Source organism: Flavobacterium suaedae (genome assembly GCF_014642915.1).
Taxonomy (GTDB): Bacteria; Bacteroidota; Bacteroidia; order Flavobacteriales; family Flavobacteriaceae; genus Flavobacterium; species Flavobacterium suaedae.
Genome location: NZ_BMJE01000007.1, coordinates 174,222 through 193,977 on the forward strand (window position 1 = coordinate 174,222; position 19,756 = coordinate 193,977).

Consider the following 19,756-nt stretch of genomic DNA (forward strand, 5'->3'; position numbering starts at 1 on the left):
CTATCCGCCAAGATTAAAAGGCTGCTCTACATCCCAAAGTGCTCTTACATCAATTGGTTTAGGGAAGTAAATAACCTGTTCGGGCTGGCGTTTTTCCAGTACATCCCCTGTGTCCCATTCGCCGTTTCCATTGTCATCATAAATAACCCGAAGTATATAACTGTCAGGCAACATAGACTCGAAAGTTATATAAGTTTCCCCTTCTGAGTAGTATTCGGCTTTTATATCTTCCTGAGTATTTAATACTTGTAGTATTAAAGGGAAACGATTTACATTTTCCAGTTGTACGCGCAGGTTACCATAATCGTTAAAGCTGCGGGTGCTAAGGCTGTAAGATAATGTGTCGTTTTGCTTTTCATAAAAGTCTTCTAAAGCACCGGGTAGTAATGTAAAGGTGTATTTCTGCTCTTCTTCTTTTTCAAAATTAAATACTACTTTTTGTTTAAAAGCGTCATATTTGGTAGAAAAAGGTACATTGGTAGAGTCCTTACGGATAAGGCTTATTTTAGTACTGTCTATCTTTACAATAGGGGTAGTAGTGTTTAGCGTAAACTTCTCTCTAAAGTGAATACCTCCTTTTTGCTCTGCTGTTACAGAAAGCGAGTCGGCAGCTTTCATTTCCTTAAAGCGTATGGTATAATCCTTTACAGAATCTTTGTAGGCTATATTTACATTAAGCGAATCAACTTCCAGCTTGCGGGGTAGCCATACCTGTACGGAGTCTTTATCTTTTATATTGGTGGTTATGCTTTCTATAGCCTCGTTGGTAACAGGGTTGGTAACTTTAACAGCTATATCTTCGGCTTTAGCATAGCCTTCATAGCCTGCTATAAGTCTGTTTGAGTTCTCCTGTTTAGGTCTTTTAGTATTAAAAGCTAGTTTTTCCTTAAATAATTCCAGTTGATAAATAGTATCGTTAGGTACGGTTATAGGGTCTTTTAAAAAGGCTATTTTATCTGATTTAGGGTCGTATTTAAAGTTGTTGTTTTCGTCTTTTACAGCAAAAAGGCGATAGCGTCCCGCTTTCAGGTTTTGTAGGGAATAATACTCCATAGTATCCAATGTGTTGGTTACATAACGCGGACGTTTGTTAAACACAGTAGAGTCGTTATAGGTTTCGTTATCCTCATACAACATAACTGTTACAAAATTGTCTGCTTCACGGCTCAGGGCATCCTTAATACGTCCGTTTAGCATAAGCGAATCTATATAAGTACCTGTAGAGAAAACAAATTTAAACTGCGAGTAGGGGTTACCCTCGTTATTATCGGTAATACTTTGCCCGAAGTTAAAACTGTAAGTAGTATCAGGTGCTAAGGTATCTTTAATTTTTATCTCAATGTACTTGCTTGCGCTACCCATAGGGGTAATAATGGGTCGTGTTTCCATAGGTGGCGAAATAATAAGCTGCTTGTTTACATCTTTAATTTTAATGTACTCATCAAAATCAATACGAATTACATCTCCGTTAAAGCTGGTAGCCATATTACGGGGTGAACTGCTTACCAGTACAGGCGGAATAGTATCTTTAGGACCACCTGTAATAGTTCCTCTTTTAGCACAACTTGTTGCCAGTAAAGAAACTGAAACTATAAAGAAAAACAGAAATGTAAGCTTTAATATATACTTAGGCATGGCTTATTATTTAACTCCACAAAATAACAATTATATTCAGTGTAATTAAAATTTTTTTGAATTTTAAGAGTGTGTGTATGCAATAGTAACAATACTCACCTGAGTATTGGGTATTTTAAGTAATGCTCGCCCGCACGATTCCAGTGTTGCGCCCGTAGTAATTACATCATCAACCAACAGGAAATGATTATTGCCATCATTTTCAGTAAACTGCACATCGAATGATTGCCCTATTATAGCGGCCCTGTTTTCGAGGTTCTTTTTGGTTTGCGATTTGTTGTAAACTGTACGTACCAAAATATCATCTCTGTACGGGACGTCAAGCCCTTCGGCAATTGCTTTGCCAAATTCCGCTACCTGATTGTACCCACGTGTTCGTAGTTTTTTTGGGTGGAGTGGTACGGGTATTACGGCGGTAACATTTTGCAATGCAGTTACTTTTTTCAGTTTTGGGGCGTACCATTGCCCCATTAGTTTACCGATGTCCTGTTGCCCTTTGTATTTCAGTTTATGAATGAGCTGCTGCACAATACCTTCTTTATTAAAATACAGTAGTGCCGAGATATGCGTTACGGGCAGCCTGCCGTAAAAGCGTTTAAAAATTTCGTTTTCGGGTATTTCGTGGTGTTGGGTGTACGGCATGTTATGATTGCATGCGGTACAAACTACCTGTTCACTTTGCAGTAAAACCGAATTACACCCCGGGCAGGTTTCGGGGAAAAGTATAGCAGCGAGGCTTTTTAGCATTAATAGTTGGATAATTAGGGGGTAAAAATATAAAAATTACCCATCCCGAAGGGAAACTTAATGTAATGTACGGGTTAAACAAAAGAAAACATACTTTTATTTGTAACACACTGTTATTATATACAATCGCTTTTTATATTTTTGCATTATGGCAAAACAAGAAGACATTTTTAAGAACGTAATTTCGCATGCAAAGGAGTATGGGTATATATTCCCTTCCAGCGAAATATATGATGGGTTAAGCGCTGTGTATGACTATGGGCAGAATGGTGCTGAGTTAAAGAAAAACATCCGTGAATACTGGTGGAAAGCAATGGTACAAATGCACGAGAATATAGTGGGTATAGATGCTGCTATATTTATGCACCCTACCACTTGGAAGGCATCGGGACACATAGATGCGTTTAGCGACCCGCTTATTGATAATAAAGACAGCAAAAAAAGATATAGAGCCGATGTGCTTATTGAGGATTATGCCGAAAAGCTAAACCAAAAAGCACAAAAGGAAATAGCAAAAGCTAAAAAACGTTTTGGCGATGCTTTTAACGAGGAAGAATTTGTTACTACTAATGCCAGAGTAATAGGTTACCTTTCTAAAAAAGAAGAAATACTAAAGCGCATGGCGCATTCGCTGGAAACAGAGAACCTTGCCGATGTAAAAGCACTTATTGAAGAGCTTGAAATTGCCGATCCTGATACCGGTAGTAAAAACTGGACAGAGGTACGCCAGTTTAACCTTATGTTTGGTACTAAACTGGGTGCAGAAGCTGCCAATGCTATGGATTTATACCTGCGTCCTGAAACGGCACAGGGTATTTTTGCCAACTTTTCTAATGTGCAAAAAACAGGAAGAATGAAAATACCGTTTGGTATTGCCCAAACCGGTAAAGCTTTCCGTAACGAAATTGTAGCACGTCAGTTTATATTCCGTATGCGTGAATTTGAACAGATGGAAATGCAGTTTTTTGTTCGCCCGGGAGAAGAAATGAAATGGTATGAGTATTGGAAAGAGGCACGCCTTAAATGGCATATGTCCTTAGGGCTTGGCGAAGAAAACTATCGCTTCCATGACCATGATAAATTAGCCTTTTATGCTAATGCTGCTACAGATATTGAGTTTAACTTCCCATTCGGATTTAAAGAGCTTGAAGGAATACATAGCCGTACCGATCATGACTTAGGTAGTCACGAGAAATTTAGCGGTAAAAAGCTACAGTATTTTGATACTGAGCTGAACAAAAACTATGTGCCTTATGTAATAGAAACCTCTATAGGTCTTGACAGAATGTTCCTTGCGGTGTTCTCTAACTCATTAAAAGAGGAAACGCTGGAAGATGGTTCTACACGTACCGTATTGAGCCTTCCTGTGGTGCTTGCGCCAACAAAAGCTGCGGTATTACCGTTAGTTAAAAAAGATGGACTGCCGGACATAGCACATGAAATTATTGAAGACCTTAAATGGGACTTCAATGTTGCGTATGACGAGAAGGATGCTGTAGGGCGCCGTTACAGAAGACAGGATGCACTGGGTACACCTTTCTGTATTACGGTTGACCACCAAACACTGGAGGATAAAACAGTAACCATTCGCCACCGCGATACTATGAAACAAGACAGGGTTGCTATAGTTGACCTGAGAAAAATAATTAACGATGAGGTTTCGGTAAGGAACTGGTTGTTAAAAACGAAATAGAAATTAAAAGCTCCCAATTGGGAGCTTTTTATATAATAATATAATAATGAGAAAATATTTTATTCTTTTAATTTCTTTTTCCTTATTTGGCTGCTTATCAAAAAAAGAGAAGGAAGAAGGTTTTGTTTGTGAACAGGAAAACAGAGTGGTAAAACTGCAGTTTAAAAACGGGCAAGAATATTTAAAATTAAATCAGCCTACTGAGTTAAGAACTTCTTTTAAGAATATAAAACGTGCAGAATCTAGTATATATGGTATAGGCATTAGAATGTTAGGTAAGAAATGCGGAGATAATTGTTTTTTGTGTTCTGTAACCGTTAATGAAAAATCTGTAGTTGACGGTAAATATGAAATAGTAGTTAACTATAAAATAGATGATGACAAGGAATTAAAGAAATGTAAATTTCTTATTCCTGTAGAAGAATAAGTAAGATTGCCGCGCTCCGCTCGCAATGACTAACCTGTGTCATTACGAGGAGGTACGACGAAGTAACCACATAATTTATAGGACTAAAAAAGCGTTATATAATAACCAAACAGTTATATATGAAGTCATTCCTATTGTCTATTCTTTTATTTTTATTACTGTCGTGTAATCAGCAAACAAAAGCACAAACAGAAAAAGCCATAATTAAATCATCAGAAATAAACTCACTGAAAAATGAACAGGAGGTAGAACACTTCATTAGAAAATCGGATAGTTTATATAGGAAATTTACGCTTAAAAAGGTGCAGGATTTAACTTGTATAGGTTGCGATAGCTCGCTTGTAAGCCTTGCCAACAGGTTGAATGTAGACTATACTTATATAAAAGCAGATTTTGATAATAACGGATATATGGATATTCTTGCCACAGGGGAGAACAAAACATATACCAGTGAAAATTTTAATCCTGATTTGGATGTTGCATATTCAAAGAGTTTTAATGCTTTTGTAATAATGGATTTTGGAGAAGGCAAAACAAAGCTGTATGACCTTACCGAAGAAATTTATCGTGGTATAGTACCGATGGTGGAATATCAAGATGATAAGGCTTTACTAATAGTGTATACTCCTAAATACGAAACTAAAGTAGTACGCAATAAAAGGAAAGGGGTCAAGTCTGAACTTATATTTAAATTTAGTGATTTTGTAGAATATAATCCTTTGCCTAAAGCATATAGTATTGAAAAAATTGAATACAATACAGAGGGCTGCTTTGGACAATGCCCTATATTTTCAATGGAAATTAATAAAAATGGTACTTCTGTTTTTATAGCTAAAGAATATAATTATACTAAACCTTGGCAAAAAGGAGAGTTGCTGGAGGGTGTTTATAGCGCAACTATTAAAAAAGAAAATTTAAGCGAATTAACAGAGGTGTTAAATTATATTGATTTTCCAAGTTTACAGGACCACTACAATGTTATATGGACAGACGACCAAACAGCTGTTTTAAAAGTAACGTATAATAACGGAAAGGTAAAAACCATAAAAGACTATGGGTTACAGGGAACATACGGAATGAGAAAACTTCATGAAATGTTTTTTAATTTAAGAACTAATCAAAATTGGGAATAAAAAAAGCCTGCTATAAGCAGGCTTTTTTATTATTTACTCTTCGTCGGTATCGTTTTCATTCATGCCATCCCAGCCACGCGCTTTTAACGGAATTTTAGTCGCTGCTCGGGTAATCAGGTGAGTGCCTTCGCTTTCCTGCGTCATGTGACCGATAACCGTAAAATTCGGGTTTCCTTTTATCTTATCGAAGTCCTCCATTTTTATGGTGAAAAGTAATTCGTAATCCTCACCGCCGTTTATGGCTACTGTGGTAATATCAATATCAAACTCCTCGCATGAGCTTATCAGTTGCGGGTCGGCAGGAATTTTCTCCTCATACAGGTTACAACCCACGCCACTACTTTTGCAAAGGTGCAGTATCTCCGACGACAATCCATCGGATATATCAATCATGGACGTTGGCTTTATTTCCAGTCCTTTCAGTATTTCTTTTATATCCTTTCTGGCTTCCGGCTTTAACTGACGTTCTATAAGGTAGGTGTACGCTTCAAGGTCAGGTTGGTTATCAGGGTTCACCTGAAACACCTGCTTTTCGCGCTCTAATACTTGTAAGCCCATATAGGCTGCACCAACATCACCAGTTACTACCAGTAAGTCGCTTTCGCCTGCACCGTTGCGGTACACAATATCCTCTTCTTCCGCTTCGCCAATAGCGGTAATGGAAATTATCATTCCTTTTTGCGATGAGGTGGTATCGCCACCCACAATGTCAACATCGTACACTTGTGCCGCCAAACGGATACCTTGATACAATTCCTCTAACGCTTCCAGCGGAAAACGGTTGGACACCGCAATAGATACTGTTATTTGCGTAGGCTTGGCGTTCATGGCGCAAATGTCGCTTACGTTTACTACTACGGCTTTGTAGCCCAAATGCTTTAACGGCATGTACGACAAATCGAAATGTACGCCTTCCACCAACATATCGGTAGAAATTACAGTTTTCTTGTTTTTAAAATCGAGTACGGCAGCATCGTCGCCCACACCGGTAAGGGTTGAGGGTTGTTTTACTTTTATATCTTTTGTTAAGTGGTCTATCAGTGCGAATTCGCCCAAGCTGGAAAGGCTGGTACGTTCTTGGTTTTTGTCTTCTAACATAGTCGTCCGAAAGTCATAAAGTTCTTAAAGTCCTAAAGGGCAAAGGTACAACTTAGTTAGAAAGTCTTAAAGTTATGTAGTCATAAAGTCTAAAGTCGTAACGTTTGAAAGTTGAAAGTTTGTAAAGTTATGTGAGATTGCTTCGTCGTGTCTCCTCGCAATGACGTGGTGTGTGGGCTTTGTAGTTGCAAGTTTTAGGTTTCGTGTTATGAGCAACCGCACACTGTTACTGAACTTTTTATACGTTACGAGTCATTACGAGCGTAGTGCAACGGAGCGTGGTAATCTTTTTAACCACCCCGTCTTTCAGACACCCCTCCGGTGGAGGGGAATGTTATGCTTTAAACTTACGGAACGCTTGTATCATTTCATAAATACCAAAGGCGATTACTATTTTACCTAGAATAAATATTAACCAGCTTAAAGGCTCAGTTAAAAATTCTCGTTCTTTTATTAAAGGATTATAAAAGTCAGTTATTAATAGAAATCTAAAATAACCGGAGAAGAATTCTTTTCCTTTATAAACCTCAAAAGAATTTAAATAGTCCTCAGAAATTAAGAATAAGCAATAAAACAGTAAACCGGATAATAATGTAAAAACCATTGCTCTTATCCAGCTATGGTCAAACCCCGTTGAAAACCAGGTTGCGCTTAGAATGAATTTGTCTTTAAAGTTGTCTTTCCATTCTATTTCTTGATAATATGTTTCTAATTCATAACTTTTAAAGCGGTTATAGTCAATTTTATTATCTGTTTTTTGGAGAGCATATTTAATTTGTCGGATAGTTTTTCTTTTACACTTATTTATATTCTTAATTAAAACTTGATCAAAATAAGTGTTGCTAATAAAGTTTGTGTCTTGAAAATCTATGGATGAAAATACTACTTCCTCAAATGTGAGATAATTTCTAAACTCAGTACTCTGAATATGGAACTTTACGAAAGAGGAATTTTCAAAGTATAATTTTCCTTTAAAATCACAAGAATTAATTTTAAACAATGAATTTTCGTCAAAATGTACTGATTTAAATTTCAGTGTATTTTTAAACCTCGACATGTTTAGATAAAAATTTGTTTTCAACATATTCTCTGAAAAGAAAAATTCATTAATACTACAATTTAAATATCCACAATCTATTGAAGATATAAAAGTACTTTTATAAATGTTAACCTTAGAAAAGTGAGAGGTTAAGTTCCAGAAAGTAGAGCAGTATGACTTGCTAAACTCAAAAAGATGGTTTTGTAGTTTTTCAAAGAATATCCCTTCAAAAAATTTAGAGTTTGAAAGTAGAATTTCATTAATATTTCCTTTGGAATTAAAAAGTTTATTTAATATAGTCTCTTCTATTTCAAGCGTATTGATGTCTAATCCTATAATATTTATAGGGCTATCAGAACTTACTTCACTAAATATTAATTGTTCAATAGCGATATTGTTAAAAACTGTATTGTTATTAGAAAAATGAGTATTCAGAAAAATAATATAACTTTTATCCATTCTCTTGTTACTATTAGAAAAGAAAGTGATTTTTTCGCCTTTAAAAAAGACTCTCTGGAATACCAATTCACTAGATGCTAAATTTAGATCAACAGTTATAGGATTTTCAATTCTGATATCATACCCTTCAAATTCTTTCTGATTTTGATATAATAGTCTCAAAAACGTATTTTCATCAATTACAATCATATAAATAAATTTAACTACCTAAAGCTAAAAAAAACCCGACACATTATCTGCATCGGGTTTTGTTATCTAAAAATCTGTTATCTCAATTCTCAATACTAAAATTTAGTCATTTAGCTTGAGCACCGCCATAAATGCCTCTTGTGGTATTTCTACGTTACCAACTTGGCGCATACGCTTTTTACCTTTTTTCTGTTTTTCCAGTAGTTTACGTTTACGCGATATATCACCACCATAACATTTTGCGGTAACGTCCTTACGTAGTGCTTTAATGGTTTCACGGCTAATAACTTTAACCCCGATAGCTGCCTGAATAGGGATATCAAACTGCTGACGTGGTATAAGCTCTTTTAGCTTTTCGCACATTTTTTTACCAATATTATAGGCGTTATCAGCGTGTACCAGTGCCGACAGGGCATCTACCTGCTGGGCGTTAAGCAGTATATCCACTTTTACCAGATTAGAGGTACGCATCCCGATAGGATGGTAGTCAAACGAAGCATATCCTTTCGATACGGTTTTAAGCCTGTCGTAAAAGTCAAATACAATTTCGGCAAGCGGCATATCAAAAATAAGCTCTACACGTTCCGGTGTTAAATACGTTTGGTTTACTATTTGCCCACGCTTTTCAATACAAAGGCTCATTACCGGACCAACAAAGTCAGCCTTGGTAATTATAGTAGCTTTTATGTACGGCTCCTCTACATGATCCATTTTACTTGGTTCGGGCAGGTCGCTTGGGTTGTTTACCGTAATAGGCACTTCCGGCTCCTTTTTGCTGTAGGCAAGGTACGATACGTTGGGTACGGTAGTAATAACCGTCATATCAAACTCACGCTCCAAACGCTCCTGAATAATTTCCATGTGTAGCATCCCTAAAAATCCGCAACGGAAACCAAAACCAAGTGCAGCGGAACTTTCGGGTGTGAAAACCAACGAGGCATCGTTAAGTTGTAATTTCTCCATAGAGTTACGAAGCTCTTCATAATCCTCTGTGTCTACAGGGTAAATACCTGCAAACACCATTGGTTTTACGTTTTCGAAACCGCCAATCATGTTTTTGGTAGGCTCTTTGGCATCGGTAATGGTATCACCCACTTTTACTTCGCGGGCTTCTTTAATACCTGATATCAGGTAACCAACATCGCCTGTTTTTATTTCCTCTTTAGGAACCTGATTAAGTTTTAGCGTACCAATTTCATCGGCATAATACTCTTTGCCGGTTGCCATAAACTTAATTTTCTGGTTTTTCTTGATAGAACCATTTATTACACGGAATATTACTTCGATACCTCTAAACGGGTTATAAACCGAGTCGAATATAAGTGCCTGTAGCGGTTCATCTTCCACACCTTTTGGTGCAGGAACACGCTCTATAATTGCTTCAAGTATTTTATCCACTCCTAAACCGGTTTTACCACTGGCAGGAATAATATCTTCGTAATCACAACCTAATAGCTCAACAATATCATCGCTTACTTCTTCAGGGTTAGCACTTGGTAAGTCTATTTTATTTAGTACGGGAATAATTTCAAGGTCGTTTTCCAGTGCTAAGTATAGGTTACTAATGGTTTGTGCCTGTATGCTTTGTGCAGCATCTACAATTAGTAAAGCACCTTCGCATGCTGCAATAGAACGTGATACCTCATACGAGAAATCTACGTGTCCCGGAGTGTCAATAAGGTTCAGGGTATATTTCTCACCATTATGGATGTAGTCCATTTGTATGGCGTGACTTTTTATAGTAATACCACGCTCACGCTCCAGATCCATGTTATCTAAAAGCTGGTTTTGCTGCTCGCGTGCTGTTACGGTTTGGGTAGCGTCCAGCAGGCGGTCTGCCAGTGTACTTTTACCATGGTCTATATGTGCAATAATGCAAAAGTTTCTAATGTGCTTCATCGTCAATCGTATGTCTTTAATCAGGCTAACCCGTTGCGTTTTGGTAAAGTTACCAATTAACCGGCAAATATAATTAAAGTTAGTGAGTTACAAAGTAGTTATATAGGCAATAAATGCTATATAATAAAGGTATAAAAAATAAAAAGCGCATGAATAGGGATTTTCATGCGCTTAATTTTACTGTAGCAAGTAAAACAATAGTTGTAATATTATTTTTTAAAGCAGGGCAAGATATTAATAATGGAGTAATAAAACATTGTTGTTTAATTATTTAACAATTGTTTTATATAAAAAAACACTTGTTCGAGGGGGCTGCGACAAGTGTTGTGAAATAATAGCAATGGTAATTTGAATTATTCTTGGGGGTCGAGTAATTCTCTTTATTTATAGTACAAATGTAGGCGCAAAAAGTAGGGTTTTTATAGTTTGTTAATTGTATTAATTTATGCTGATATAGAAAAATAGTATTAACTATTACAGAGGCTAAATACTACTATTAGAAATTGTTGTAATTTTGCAGCAAATGAAGAAGATGGTTACGATAGGAAATATAGAATTGCCGGAATTTCCGTTATTACTGGCTCCTATGGAGGATGTAAGCGACCCTCCATTCCGCAGGCTTTGTAAAGAACATGGCGCCGACCTGATGTATAGTGAATTTATATCATCGGAAGGGTTAATACGCGATGCTATGAAGAGTCGCCAAAAACTGGATATTTTTGATTACGAACGCCCTGTGGGGATTCAAATATTTGGTGGTGATGAGGAAGCAATGGCAATGTCGGCAAAAATTGTAGAAACTGTAAACCCTGATATTGTAGATATTAACTTTGGCTGCCCTGTTAAAAAAGTGGTATGCAAAGGTGCTGGTGCCGGTGTGCTTAAAGATGTAGACCTTATGGTGAGGCTTACCGAAGCGGTGGTAAAAAGTACATCGTTACCCGTAACGGTAAAAACCCGTTTGGGCTGGGATGAAAACTCTATTAATATATACGAAGTAGCCGAAAGGTTACAGGATGTAGGTATACAGGCATTAACCATACACGGGCGTACCCGCTCGCAAATGTATAAAGGTGAAGCCGACTGGGAGCCTATTGCCAAAGTAAAAAACAATCCGCGTATTCATATTCCTATTTTTGGGAATGGCGATATAGACAGCCCTGAAAAAGCATTGGAATACAGAGATAAATACGGTCTTGACGGTATGATGATAGGGCGCGCCGCTATTGGCTACCCCTGGATATTTAACGAGATAAAACACTTTTTTAAAACGGGAGAAGTACTACCTGCACCAACTGTTGAAGACAGGGTAGAAGCAGCCCGAAATCACCTGAAATGGTCTATAGACTGGAAAGGGGAGCGCGTAGGGGTATTTGAAACCCGCAGGCATTACACCAATTACTTTAAAGGTATACCGCATTTTAAAGAATACAGGCAGCGTATGGTTACACATGATAACCCTAACGATGTATATGCTGTTATGGATGAGGTGCTGGAAAAATTTGCCGATTATAAACCAGCGTAACGGTGGCAGCAGCTTCATTAAAAAACAAACGGAAAGTTGTAAAAGCCAAGCAGGAATTAAAAAATATTGTTTCGCTAAACGATAAACCCTGGCGTTGGCGTGTAGGTATAGAAGCTGCTTTTGCTATGGGTATTCCGTTACTAACTGTATACTTTTTAGGCAACCAAACCATGGGGTTTATTGCCGGCTTGGGTGCGTTAACCGCATTACATTGCCCGCAACTCAGCCGAAAAGAACGTTTGGTTGTACTCCCTTTAATTTTATTGTGTATTACAGCTTCGGCTGCACTGGGTGCTTACATGGCAGGAGCTGTTTGGCTTAAAATGCTGTGTGTATTACTGGTTACTGTACTGAGTAGTATATTTATGTTGGGGTACAGGCTGGGACCTCCGGGACCGTTAATGATGGTTTTGGTAGCTGCCGTAGTAGGTAAAATAGCATCGACCCCAATTCCTGATACTGAAGGTATACCAACCATAATGTATCCTGCGCTTGTAGGATTTGGTTCCGTTGTAGCCTATTTGGTAGTGGTTATTTCTACATTGTTATTTAAAGAAAAAAAGCAAAGTGATACTGCTGATAAACCCTTTTCTGAATTGTTTTCAGGATTAAAGTTTGATGAAACCTCAAAAGGAATTACCGTTCGTACGGTAGCGGGGGTAACACTGGCCGTTTTACTGGCATGGGTGTTTAAAGAAGAACGTATTTACTGGATAGTACTTCCAGTAATAGCTATATTGCAGGTAAGTTACTCGGTAAGGCTTACAGTAGTAAAGGCAATCCACAGAATGGGAGGCTCCTTACTGGGAGTAGTACTTTATGGGTTTATACTTATGGTTAATCCGCAAGGGTTAGGGCTTATATTTACAGTACTGTTATTACAATTTGCTATTGAGGTTGTAGTAATGCGCCATTATGCTTTGGCACTTATGTTTATTACACCCCTTGCGTTAAGTATAGCTTCTATAGGGCATAAAGGCGATATGATGGCAACTGTAAATACCCGAATTATAGATACACTTATTGGTGTCGGCATATCATTATTAGTCTTTTTTGTTTTTGAAAGAACTAAGTTTAAAACAAAATAAAAGCCTGATGTTTAATCAGGCCTTTATTATTATATTTGGATTACCAACTAAAAAAACACTTAAAATGTTTATCCGATTTCTTGTTTCTACAATCTTTTTATTAGTAGGCTTGTTTAATTCTGCTGATGTTGTTTTTAAATCAACATTAATAGCAATTTATGTAATAAGTTTAGTTTACTTTGCCTATAAAAAATTATCAGTTAAGAAGGAAAAACAAGTATAGATAGCTACACTTTAGTTTCTTTCCATTTTCCTCTGCGGAAAAGTATAATACTGGTTACCGTTATTGTTGTTTCCGAAACCGGTATAGCTATAAACACCCCCAGTGGTCCTAAGTCTAAAACTTTTGCCAGTATATAGGCTAGCGGTATCTGGAAAAGCCAGAAGCAAACAAAGTTAACGCGGGTAGGGGTTTTAGTATCGCCTGCCCCGTTAAAAGCATTAATAAGTACCATTCCTACACCATAGAATACAAAAGCAACACTTAATACTTTAATAGCTTGTACCGCTATATCATGTACATTGGCATTGTTGGTAAAAAACCACATAACAGGCTCGGCAGCAAGAAAGGTAACAACGGTAATAACAGCCATGTATATAACATTATACTTTGCCGTTACAAATACCGAACGCTCTGCACGCCCTACTTGGTTTGCACCTAAGTTTTGCCCTACCAGGGTAGCGGCAGCATTACTTAGCCCCCATGCGGGTAGTAAAAAGAACATCATAATACGCAGTGCGCTTTGGTACCCTGCCGAACCTTCATCGCCACCTGTAGTAGCTACCAGTTGCGCCAAAAATATCCAACTGCACGATGCTATTACAAACTGCATTACCCCAGGGGTTGCAATTTTTATCAAGTCTTTAATCAGTTTAAAGTCAGGTTTAAAATAGGATAAAGCAACTTTTAAAACACCCTTACCGTTAAACAAGTTGTACAGTTGGTAGGCAACGCCAATGCTTCTTCCTACAGTGGTAGCTATTGCAGCACCGGTAAGCCCATACCCTAATACATTAATAAAAACAGGGCACAGTATAATGTTGCAAATATTAGCTATCCAAAGGCTTTTCATGGCTATGGCGGCATTACCCGCTCCCCTGAAGATACCGTTAAACAGAAACAACAGCATAATTATAAGGCTGCTACCCATCATAATACGAACGAAGCTAGTACCAAACTCAGCCGATGCCTGAGAGGAACCCATTATAAGTAGTATTTCGGTGGCGTATATAAAACCCAGTGTAGCAATAACAAGGGTAACGGCTACGGCTACTATTATAGCCTGCATACCTGCACGCGATGCTGCTTCGGGGTTTTTCTCACCAACCCTTCGGGCTACTACTGCGGTGGCTGCCATGCTCATACCTATGGCTATGGAATATATTACGGTAAGTACCGACTCGGTAAGTCCTACGGTTTGTACCGCAAAGCTGCTGTTTTCCAAGTGTCCTACAAAATAAAGGTCTACCAGTGCAAACACCGATTCCATCATCATTTCGAGCATCATGGGTATGGCAAGTAAAAGTACCGCCCTGCGTATGCTGCCCTGTGTAAAGTCTATATTACCGCCTTTAAGCGATTGTTGTAATAATATAAAAAAACGGGAGATTTTGCCTTTCCCCTGAATGGTTTGTGACATTGTATAATTGTTGAAATAAATTAATAATAGTATACAGGACAAGTAAAGTACAGTTGCCCTAAAATGTGTTTTGCGAAAAGTGGTTGTCCCTTAATTGTGTGGTAACAAAGCACTCAATTACTTTGTGCGGACGGCAAATACTATCATAATTCGTAAGCGTATGGCGCAAATATAAAACAAAATGTTTTAGTTCAGTATGAACTTATTATGAATTTTCAAGCAGTTTTTTATTAACTCTGGCAGCAGCCAGCCAAGATGCCAGCACACCCAATACGTATATAGTAGCAATTACTATAAAAATATTCATAAAATTAAACTGTATAGGGTAGGGCAGTGTAGGCGTAAGCATAATAAGGCTGAAGTGTTGCTGAGCCAGTACTACCCCGATGCTTATTATTAAACCGATTACAACACCTATAGTAGTAATAAATATACCTTGGTATAAAAATATATTACGAAGTTCTTTAACCGTAGTACCTAAACTAAACAGGGTTTTAATGTTTTCTTTTTTATCCAGTATAAGCATAATAAGCGCACCGGCAAGGCAAAAAAGCGTCATTATAACTACCAGCGAACAAAACAGGTACGTAACAAGGTTTTCCGCATTTAGCATTTTGTATAACGATGCGTTTAGCTGCGCCCTGTTTTTAAGGGTTATTTCACCGTTAAAAATAGTGCTTAGCTTTTCTCTTATTTCGTTTTCATTTGCGGTTTCGGTTAAAGAGAATTCTATTGCGCTAATTTGGTTTTTCTTGAATTGCAGCAGCTCCTGAGCCAAGCCTAAATCCATAAAAACATATTTACTGTCAATATCATCGTTAACCGAGTAGAAGCCTATAGGTGTAAGCGCTGCTTTTTTAAATCCGTCTTCCGCAGAGTTTATAAGTCCTTTGCCCGGTTTTGGTACGTAAATTTCCAGTGGGTTATTAAAATCGAGTAAACCAATAGACAGTTTTGATGCTGTACCGTAGCCTACTACCGCCTGAGAGGTTTCGGGCTCCATCCAGTTGCCGGCAATAAGGTGTTTTTTTATCGGGGTTACATTAGGGTAAACGCTGTCTACCCCTTTCATAAAGGCTACGTGTTCTTTTCCTTTAAAAAAGAAAAGTACACGTTGTTCGGCTGTTTTGCTGTAGCCTGTAATGCCTTCTATGTTTTTAATTTTGCTTTCCTGTTCGGGTGTAATAGTAAACGATTTACCCATTGTGGCTGTAGCCCTCAATGAAGGGTCTATAGCGTTGGTAAACGACACTGTAAACTCCCGCAACCCGCTAAACGCCGACATAATAATAAACAGTGCGGCAGTACTTGCCACAATACCTATTGCTGCAATTATGGTGATAATATTTACAGCAGAACTTTTGCTTTTGCTTATAGTATATCGTTTAGCTATGTAAAGAGGAAAACTCAAATTATACGGCTCTTATTATAGTTTTTTACGACGTTCCAGTAGGTCCGGGTTGGTAATTGGGTTGTTCTCTCCCTTAAGCTCCTTGTCTATCTTTTCTATTTTATCCAGAGAGTCGTCTACATAAAATATTAGATTTGGTACTTTACGCAGTTGCGATTTTACGCGTTGCGATAAATCGTGTTTTATAAGTGGCGCGTTAGAGCGTATTCCTTCCAGTATATCTGCACTTTTCTCAGAAGGGAAAATACTAAGATAAACCTTAGCGATAGAAAGGTCGGTTGTTACACTAACTTTTGATATTGATATGATTAGGTTGCTTATGCCGTTTTTACGTACTTCACCTTGTAGTATATCTACAAGGTCTTTTTGTAAAAGGTTGCCTATTTTTCTTTGCCTGTTCGTTTCCATACTGCAAAAGTACTCATTTTATAGTTGTACCGTGTTTTTTTAAAACGGCGAAGTATGTTTTTAGTATATTTTTTACGCTATTTCCTGGCAAAGCTCTACCAATACGCCATTTGTGCCTTTTGGGTGCAGAAATGCTACCAGTTTGTTATCGGCGCCTTTTTTAGGTGTTTCGTTAAGTACGGTAAAACCTTCTTCCTTCAGGCGTTTTATTTCTGCTTCTATATTTTCAACATCAAAAGCTATATGGTGTATGCCTTCGCCTTTCTTTTCTAAAAATTTAGCTATAGGGCTATCAGGGTTAGTAGCTTCCAGTAATTCTATTTTGTTAGGACCATTCATAAAAAATGATGTTTTAACCCCTTCGCTGGCTACTTCTTCTGTTTTATATGCAGGTGCTCCAAATAGTTTTTCAAATAACTGATTAGATGTTTCAAGATCTTTTACGGCAATGCCTATATGTTCTATTTTTCTCATTGTGGTTGTTTTGTTTGCTGGTTTGTAAAAATAGTAATTTTAGCAGGCATACTGTTTATAAAACCTTATATTTGAGAATTCATGGTTAACGACAGTCGTTAAACTTCTACTAAACCTTTAGCAAATATTCTGTAAGTTATTTATAAAATAATAACTTTATAAAAATTGCTATAACTAACATTTAATCTTTTAATGGATTTTACAAACCCTTTAGTGTATGGAGTTCCATGCTTTTTAGGCTTAATATTACTTGAGCTAAGCTACAGTAAACTTACAACCAAAAAAGACCTTTACAACTGGAAAGACCTTGGTTCCAGCCTTAGTATAGGTTTAGGTTCGGCTATACTTGCTGCGTTGCTTAAAACAGTAACGGCAATTGTGGTTTTTACTTTTGTATATGAGCTTTTTAACCCTGTTGTAGATGGTGTTCGTACCAATATTTTCGGATGGGAGTCTTTTGGGTATGCATGGTATGTGTGGTTATTGTGTCAACTGGCAGACGATTTTAGTTACTACTGGTTCCACAGGCAAAACCACATGGTTCGCTTTTTTTGGGCAGCACATATAGTACACCATTCCTCGCATAATTTTAATTTGGGTACTGCGGTGCGTAACGGTTGGTTTACACTGTTTTACAAACCGTTATTTTATATGTGGATTCCCGCTATAGGGTTTCCGCCGGAAATGCTTGTAGTATGTTTAGGTATAGAGTCGTTATGGCAATTTCAGTTACACTCGGTATATGTGCCTAAACTGGGCTTTATAGAGAAGGTATTTAATACCCACCGTATGCACCAAGTGCACCACTCTAAAAACCTTGAGTATATGGATAAAAATCATGGGGGGTTCCTTAACATTTTTGATAAAATGTTTGGTACATGGAAAGATTATGACGAGAATATAGATATTGAGTTTGGGGTAACTACTCCACCTGAGTCCTATAATCCTTATGTGATATTAACGCACGAATATGCTAACATTTGGCAGGACATGAAAAAGTCTAAAAACTGGAGGCATAAGTTTATGTATGTTTTCGGACCACCGGGATGGAGCCACGATGGCAGTACCAAAACGGTTAAGCAAATGAGGGAAGAATTAAAACAACTTCATTATACTGCAAAGAAAACTAACGAACAATCTAAAGTTAAATTAAAAACCAGAACAGAAACGGTTGAGGTATAGCTTAGACAAGCCAAGAAAATTATTGTTGTGTATTGAAAACAAGCCCGGAGGTTCTGGCTGCATAAACCAATTCCCCTTGTTTTTTCTTTTTGTCTTGTGGTGTTTTCCAGTCTATACTGTTGATAGCAGTACTGTTTTTGTTGTAAAAAGATTTAGTTATACTTTCTTTTTCTGATCTGCTTAATAGTTTTGAGTTGAGCACAAGCGAATAAAACTCATTAATAGCAAATAGGTTGTTTTCAACGCTTAGTTGCTCATTAATAAAAAACAGTTTTTGTTCTTCCGTACCTTCCTTAAACAGTTTGTCTTTTAGGATAGCAAACCACATGTTTTTAAGGTTGGTCATGTATCCTTGTTCTGCTGTGCTAATGTCTTTTTTGTATAAATTAATCAGATTTTCCAGTGATTCAGTTTCAATTTTAGAAAAAGTATTGTAAACTATTCTGTCACGTGGAACTTCACTTTTTACTGTTTCAGTAGCGATAGCTTTTCCTGTTGTATTAATATTTCCTTCATCGTCTTCCGAGCAACTAATTAATAATACTATATATATGAGGATATAAAAATTTTTTCTCATGCTTAGCAGGTTTACTTATTGAATACCAGAAATTTATTGTTCTTTTATTCAAAGAATTAATCTTTTATTAAAACTGATAATATCTTATCAAAAATATTAATATTTAAATCTAAAATAGACTTTAATGCAAATATTTTTGTGATTTTTATGCTATATATAAATCAGTTAGCTATATAATCCGGGTTTCAATAATTAAACCTAATAATTAAAGGTTTAGCAATATAAGAAGCACTTTTAGATAGGTATAAAAACAAAAAAGCCTTTACAGCAATGTAAAGGCTTTTTTTTCTGTGGTGGTCCCACCTGGGCTCGAACCAGGGACCACCTGATTATGAGTCAGGTGCTCTAACCAACTGAGCTATAGGACCGCTTTTGAGGTTGCAATATTACTACTATTTTTTATATGGTGCAAATATTTTTTGAGGATAATTTTATAGTAATTTAAAATAATTGATAAGCTGTTGACATACAGTGTAAAAAAAATAGAACTCATAGTCGGGTAATTTACTCAGGTAATAGTTTTTCAGCAATAGGTAGCCATTGCTTGCCATTGTGTTGTAATAAATACTGTTAACAGGAAATTTGTTGGTGTAATCTTTATTTTTGAATTCTTTCCATGCCTTTTCAAACTGTGTGTAGTCTAAATCACGATAGGCAATTGTAATGTGGGGGCTAAAGTTTTGTTCAGTATAGGATATTTTTAAGTCGTTATACTGTTCTTTAAAAGCAAGAATTATATCCTTTTGAAGTAAAGATAGAGAGTTGTTTAGCAAAGGCTTTATATAAATAACAGGATTCTTTTCATTAATAAAAGCCCCGAAACCTTTTAAAGACACTGTAAAAGGTTCAGGGCTTATAGTTGTGTTTTTAAACCACGTTAAAACATTTTTATGCTCCGTTACGGGCAAAGTAAACGGCGCTTTTAGTGTTATATGTGGCATAACGCGCAACGCCCTTTTGCTGTTATAGTGTTGTGCTATGTAGTGCTTAAAAATATTAATTTCTTCAGCCACAGCAAAGGGCGGTAGCAACGCTATAAAATAAAGGTTGTTGTCCATATAAATACTTTTTAAAGGTAAATATACTTAAACAACCTGAGGGGTGGGCGGCGGTGTACCGCCCGAAAAGGGGG

At 37.1% G+C, this 19,756-nt stretch carries 17 protein-coding genes and 1 tRNA gene; 6 read left to right on the forward strand and 12 right to left on the reverse strand.

The genetic code is table 11. The features are described from left to right. Together IEW45_RS13275 and IEW45_RS13280 are read right to left on the reverse strand one after the other, a co-directional pair. Positions 1–1,635 (reverse strand): Ig-like domain-containing domain, encoded by a 1,635-nt coding sequence (locus IEW45_RS13275; RefSeq protein WP_188621750.1) that lies wholly within the window; start codon positions 1,633–1,635, stop codon positions 1–3. Positions 1,636–1,698: 63 nt separating this feature from the next. After that, the gene (locus tag IEW45_RS13280; RefSeq protein ID WP_188621751.1) at positions 1,699–2,382 is read right to left on the reverse strand and encodes a ComF family protein; all 684 of its coding nucleotides are present in this window, start codon (positions 2,380–2,382) and stop codon (positions 1,699–1,701) included. A gap of 148 nt (positions 2,383–2,530) precedes the next feature. On the opposite strand from IEW45_RS13280, the gene IEW45_RS13285 reads away from it, so the two are divergent. The 3 genes from IEW45_RS13285 to IEW45_RS13295 all read left to right on the forward strand — a co-directional run bounded on the left by IEW45_RS13285 (position 2,531) and on the right by IEW45_RS13295 (position 5,635). Then, positions 2,531–4,075: a glycine--tRNA ligase gene (locus IEW45_RS13285; protein WP_188621752.1), complete on the forward strand. Its 1,545-nt coding sequence runs from the start codon at positions 2,531–2,533 to the stop codon at positions 4,073–4,075. 46 nt (positions 4,076–4,121) lie between these two features. After that, positions 4,122–4,502: a hypothetical protein gene (locus tag IEW45_RS13290; RefSeq protein WP_188621753.1), complete on the forward strand. Its 381-nt coding sequence runs from the start codon at positions 4,122–4,124 to the stop codon at positions 4,500–4,502. A gap of 119 nt (positions 4,503–4,621) precedes the next feature. Continuing rightward, complete coding sequence (locus IEW45_RS13295) at positions 4,622–5,635, forward strand: DUF6438 domain-containing protein (RefSeq protein WP_188621754.1); 1,014 nt, start codon at positions 4,622–4,624, stop codon at positions 5,633–5,635. Between the two features lie 33 nt (positions 5,636–5,668). Here IEW45_RS13295 and thiL read toward each other — a convergent pair whose 3' ends face one another. The 3 genes from thiL to lepA all read right to left on the reverse strand — a co-directional run bounded on the left by thiL (position 5,669) and on the right by lepA (position 10,319). Beyond that, complete coding sequence (thiL, locus tag IEW45_RS13300) at positions 5,669–6,733, reverse strand: thiamine-phosphate kinase (protein WP_188621755.1); 1,065 nt, start codon at positions 6,731–6,733, stop codon at positions 5,669–5,671. Between the two features lie 334 nt (positions 6,734–7,067). Continuing rightward, a complete protein-coding gene (locus IEW45_RS13305; protein WP_188621756.1) occupies positions 7,068–8,420 on the reverse strand; it encodes a hypothetical protein in 1,353 nt (450 codons plus the stop codon). Between the two features lie 102 nt (positions 8,421–8,522). Then, positions 8,523–10,319, reverse strand: a complete 1,797-nt coding sequence (lepA, locus tag IEW45_RS13310; protein ID WP_188621757.1) for a translation elongation factor 4 — start codon at positions 10,317–10,319, stop codon at positions 8,523–8,525. A gap of 532 nt (positions 10,320–10,851) precedes the next feature. Here lepA and dusB point away from each other — a divergent pair. Beyond that, positions 10,852–11,844 carry a tRNA dihydrouridine synthase DusB gene (gene dusB / locus IEW45_RS13315; RefSeq protein ID WP_188621776.1) on the forward strand — a complete coding sequence of 331 codons (993 nt, stop codon included), beginning with the start codon at positions 10,852–10,854 and terminating at the stop codon, positions 11,842–11,844. 2 nt (positions 11,845–11,846) lie between these two features. Next, positions 11,847–12,932 carry an FUSC family protein gene (locus IEW45_RS13320; protein ID WP_188621758.1) on the forward strand — a complete coding sequence of 362 codons (1,086 nt, stop codon included), beginning with the start codon at positions 11,847–11,849 and terminating at the stop codon, positions 12,930–12,932. Positions 12,933–13,159: 227 nt separating this feature from the next. On the opposite strand, the gene IEW45_RS13325 is transcribed toward IEW45_RS13320, so the two are convergent. The 4 genes from IEW45_RS13325 to mce form a co-directional block, all read right to left on the reverse strand. Continuing rightward, positions 13,160–14,572, reverse strand: a complete 1,413-nt coding sequence (locus IEW45_RS13325; RefSeq protein ID WP_188621759.1) for an MATE family efflux transporter — start codon at positions 14,570–14,572, stop codon at positions 13,160–13,162. A 205-nt stretch (positions 14,573–14,777) separates the two neighbouring features. Further along, the gene (locus IEW45_RS13330; RefSeq protein WP_188621760.1) at positions 14,778–15,983 is read right to left on the reverse strand and encodes an ABC transporter permease; all 1,206 of its coding nucleotides are present in this window, start codon (positions 15,981–15,983) and stop codon (positions 14,778–14,780) included. Between the two features lie 15 nt (positions 15,984–15,998). Next, positions 15,999–16,391, reverse strand: coding sequence for a 30S ribosome-binding factor RbfA (gene rbfA / locus IEW45_RS13335; RefSeq protein WP_188621761.1), 393 nt, complete (start codon positions 16,389–16,391; stop codon positions 15,999–16,001). A 72-nt stretch (positions 16,392–16,463) separates the two neighbouring features. Continuing rightward, positions 16,464–16,865: a methylmalonyl-CoA epimerase gene (gene mce / locus IEW45_RS13340; RefSeq protein ID WP_188621762.1), complete on the reverse strand. Its 402-nt coding sequence runs from the start codon at positions 16,863–16,865 to the stop codon at positions 16,464–16,466. 192 nt (positions 16,866–17,057) lie between these two features. On the opposite strand from mce, the gene IEW45_RS13345 reads away from it, so the two are divergent. Next, positions 17,058–18,047, forward strand: coding sequence for a sterol desaturase family protein (locus IEW45_RS13345; RefSeq protein WP_188621763.1), 990 nt, complete (start codon positions 17,058–17,060; stop codon positions 18,045–18,047). Positions 18,048–18,066: 19 nt separating this feature from the next. Here IEW45_RS13345 and IEW45_RS13350 read toward each other — a convergent pair whose 3' ends face one another. The 3 genes from IEW45_RS13350 to IEW45_RS13360 all read right to left on the reverse strand — a co-directional run bounded on the left by IEW45_RS13350 (position 18,067) and on the right by IEW45_RS13360 (position 19,682). Continuing rightward, positions 18,067–18,624 carry a hypothetical protein gene (locus tag IEW45_RS13350; protein ID WP_188621764.1) on the reverse strand — a complete coding sequence of 186 codons (558 nt, stop codon included), beginning with the start codon at positions 18,622–18,624 and terminating at the stop codon, positions 18,067–18,069. A 291-nt stretch (positions 18,625–18,915) separates the two neighbouring features. Beyond that, positions 18,916–18,992, reverse strand: a tRNA-Ile gene (locus IEW45_RS13355). 63 nt (positions 18,993–19,055) lie between these two features. Then, a complete protein-coding gene (locus IEW45_RS13360) occupies positions 19,056–19,682 on the reverse strand; it encodes a 2'-5' RNA ligase family protein (RefSeq protein ID WP_188621765.1) in 627 nt (208 codons plus the stop codon). Between the last annotated feature and the right edge of the window lie 74 nt (positions 19,683–19,756).

Coding starts and splice junctions, on each gene's coding strand:
- IEW45_RS13290 (WP_188621753.1), top strand. CDS start 4,122: ATGAGAAAATATTTTATTCTTTTAATTTCTTTTTCCTTATTTGGCTGC.
- IEW45_RS13280 (WP_188621751.1), bottom strand. CDS start 2,382: ATGCTAAAAAGCCTCGCTGCTATACTTTTCCCCGAAACCTGCCCGGGG.
- IEW45_RS13325 (WP_188621759.1), bottom strand. CDS start 14,572: ATGTCACAAACCATTCAGGGGAAAGGCAAAATCTCCCGTTTTTTTATA.
- lepA (WP_188621757.1), bottom strand. CDS start 10,319: ATGAAGCACATTAGAAACTTTTGCATTATTGCACATATAGACCATGGT.
- thiL (WP_188621755.1), bottom strand. CDS start 6,733: ATGTTAGAAGACAAAAACCAAGAACGTACCAGCCTTTCCAGCTTGGGC.
- IEW45_RS13350 (WP_188621764.1), bottom strand. CDS start 18,624: ATGAGAAAAAATTTTTATATCCTCATATATATAGTATTATTAATTAGT.
- dusB (WP_188621776.1), top strand. CDS start 10,852: ATGGTTACGATAGGAAATATAGAATTGCCGGAATTTCCGTTATTACTG.
- IEW45_RS13295 (WP_188621754.1), top strand. CDS start 4,622: ATGAAGTCATTCCTATTGTCTATTCTTTTATTTTTATTACTGTCGTGT.
- rbfA (WP_188621761.1), bottom strand. CDS start 16,391: ATGGAAACGAACAGGCAAAGAAAAATAGGCAACCTTTTACAAAAAGAC.
- IEW45_RS13360 (WP_188621765.1), bottom strand. CDS start 19,682: ATGGACAACAACCTTTATTTTATAGCGTTGCTACCGCCCTTTGCTGTG.
- IEW45_RS13275 (WP_188621750.1), bottom strand. CDS start 1,635: ATGCCTAAGTATATATTAAAGCTTACATTTCTGTTTTTCTTTATAGTT.
- IEW45_RS13285 (WP_188621752.1), top strand. CDS start 2,531: ATGGCAAAACAAGAAGACATTTTTAAGAACGTAATTTCGCATGCAAAG.
- IEW45_RS13345 (WP_188621763.1), top strand. CDS start 17,058: ATGGATTTTACAAACCCTTTAGTGTATGGAGTTCCATGCTTTTTAGGC.
- IEW45_RS13305 (WP_188621756.1), bottom strand. CDS start 8,420: ATGATTGTAATTGATGAAAATACGTTTTTGAGACTATTATATCAAAAT.
- mce (WP_188621762.1), bottom strand. CDS start 16,865: ATGAGAAAAATAGAACATATAGGCATTGCCGTAAAAGATCTTGAAACA.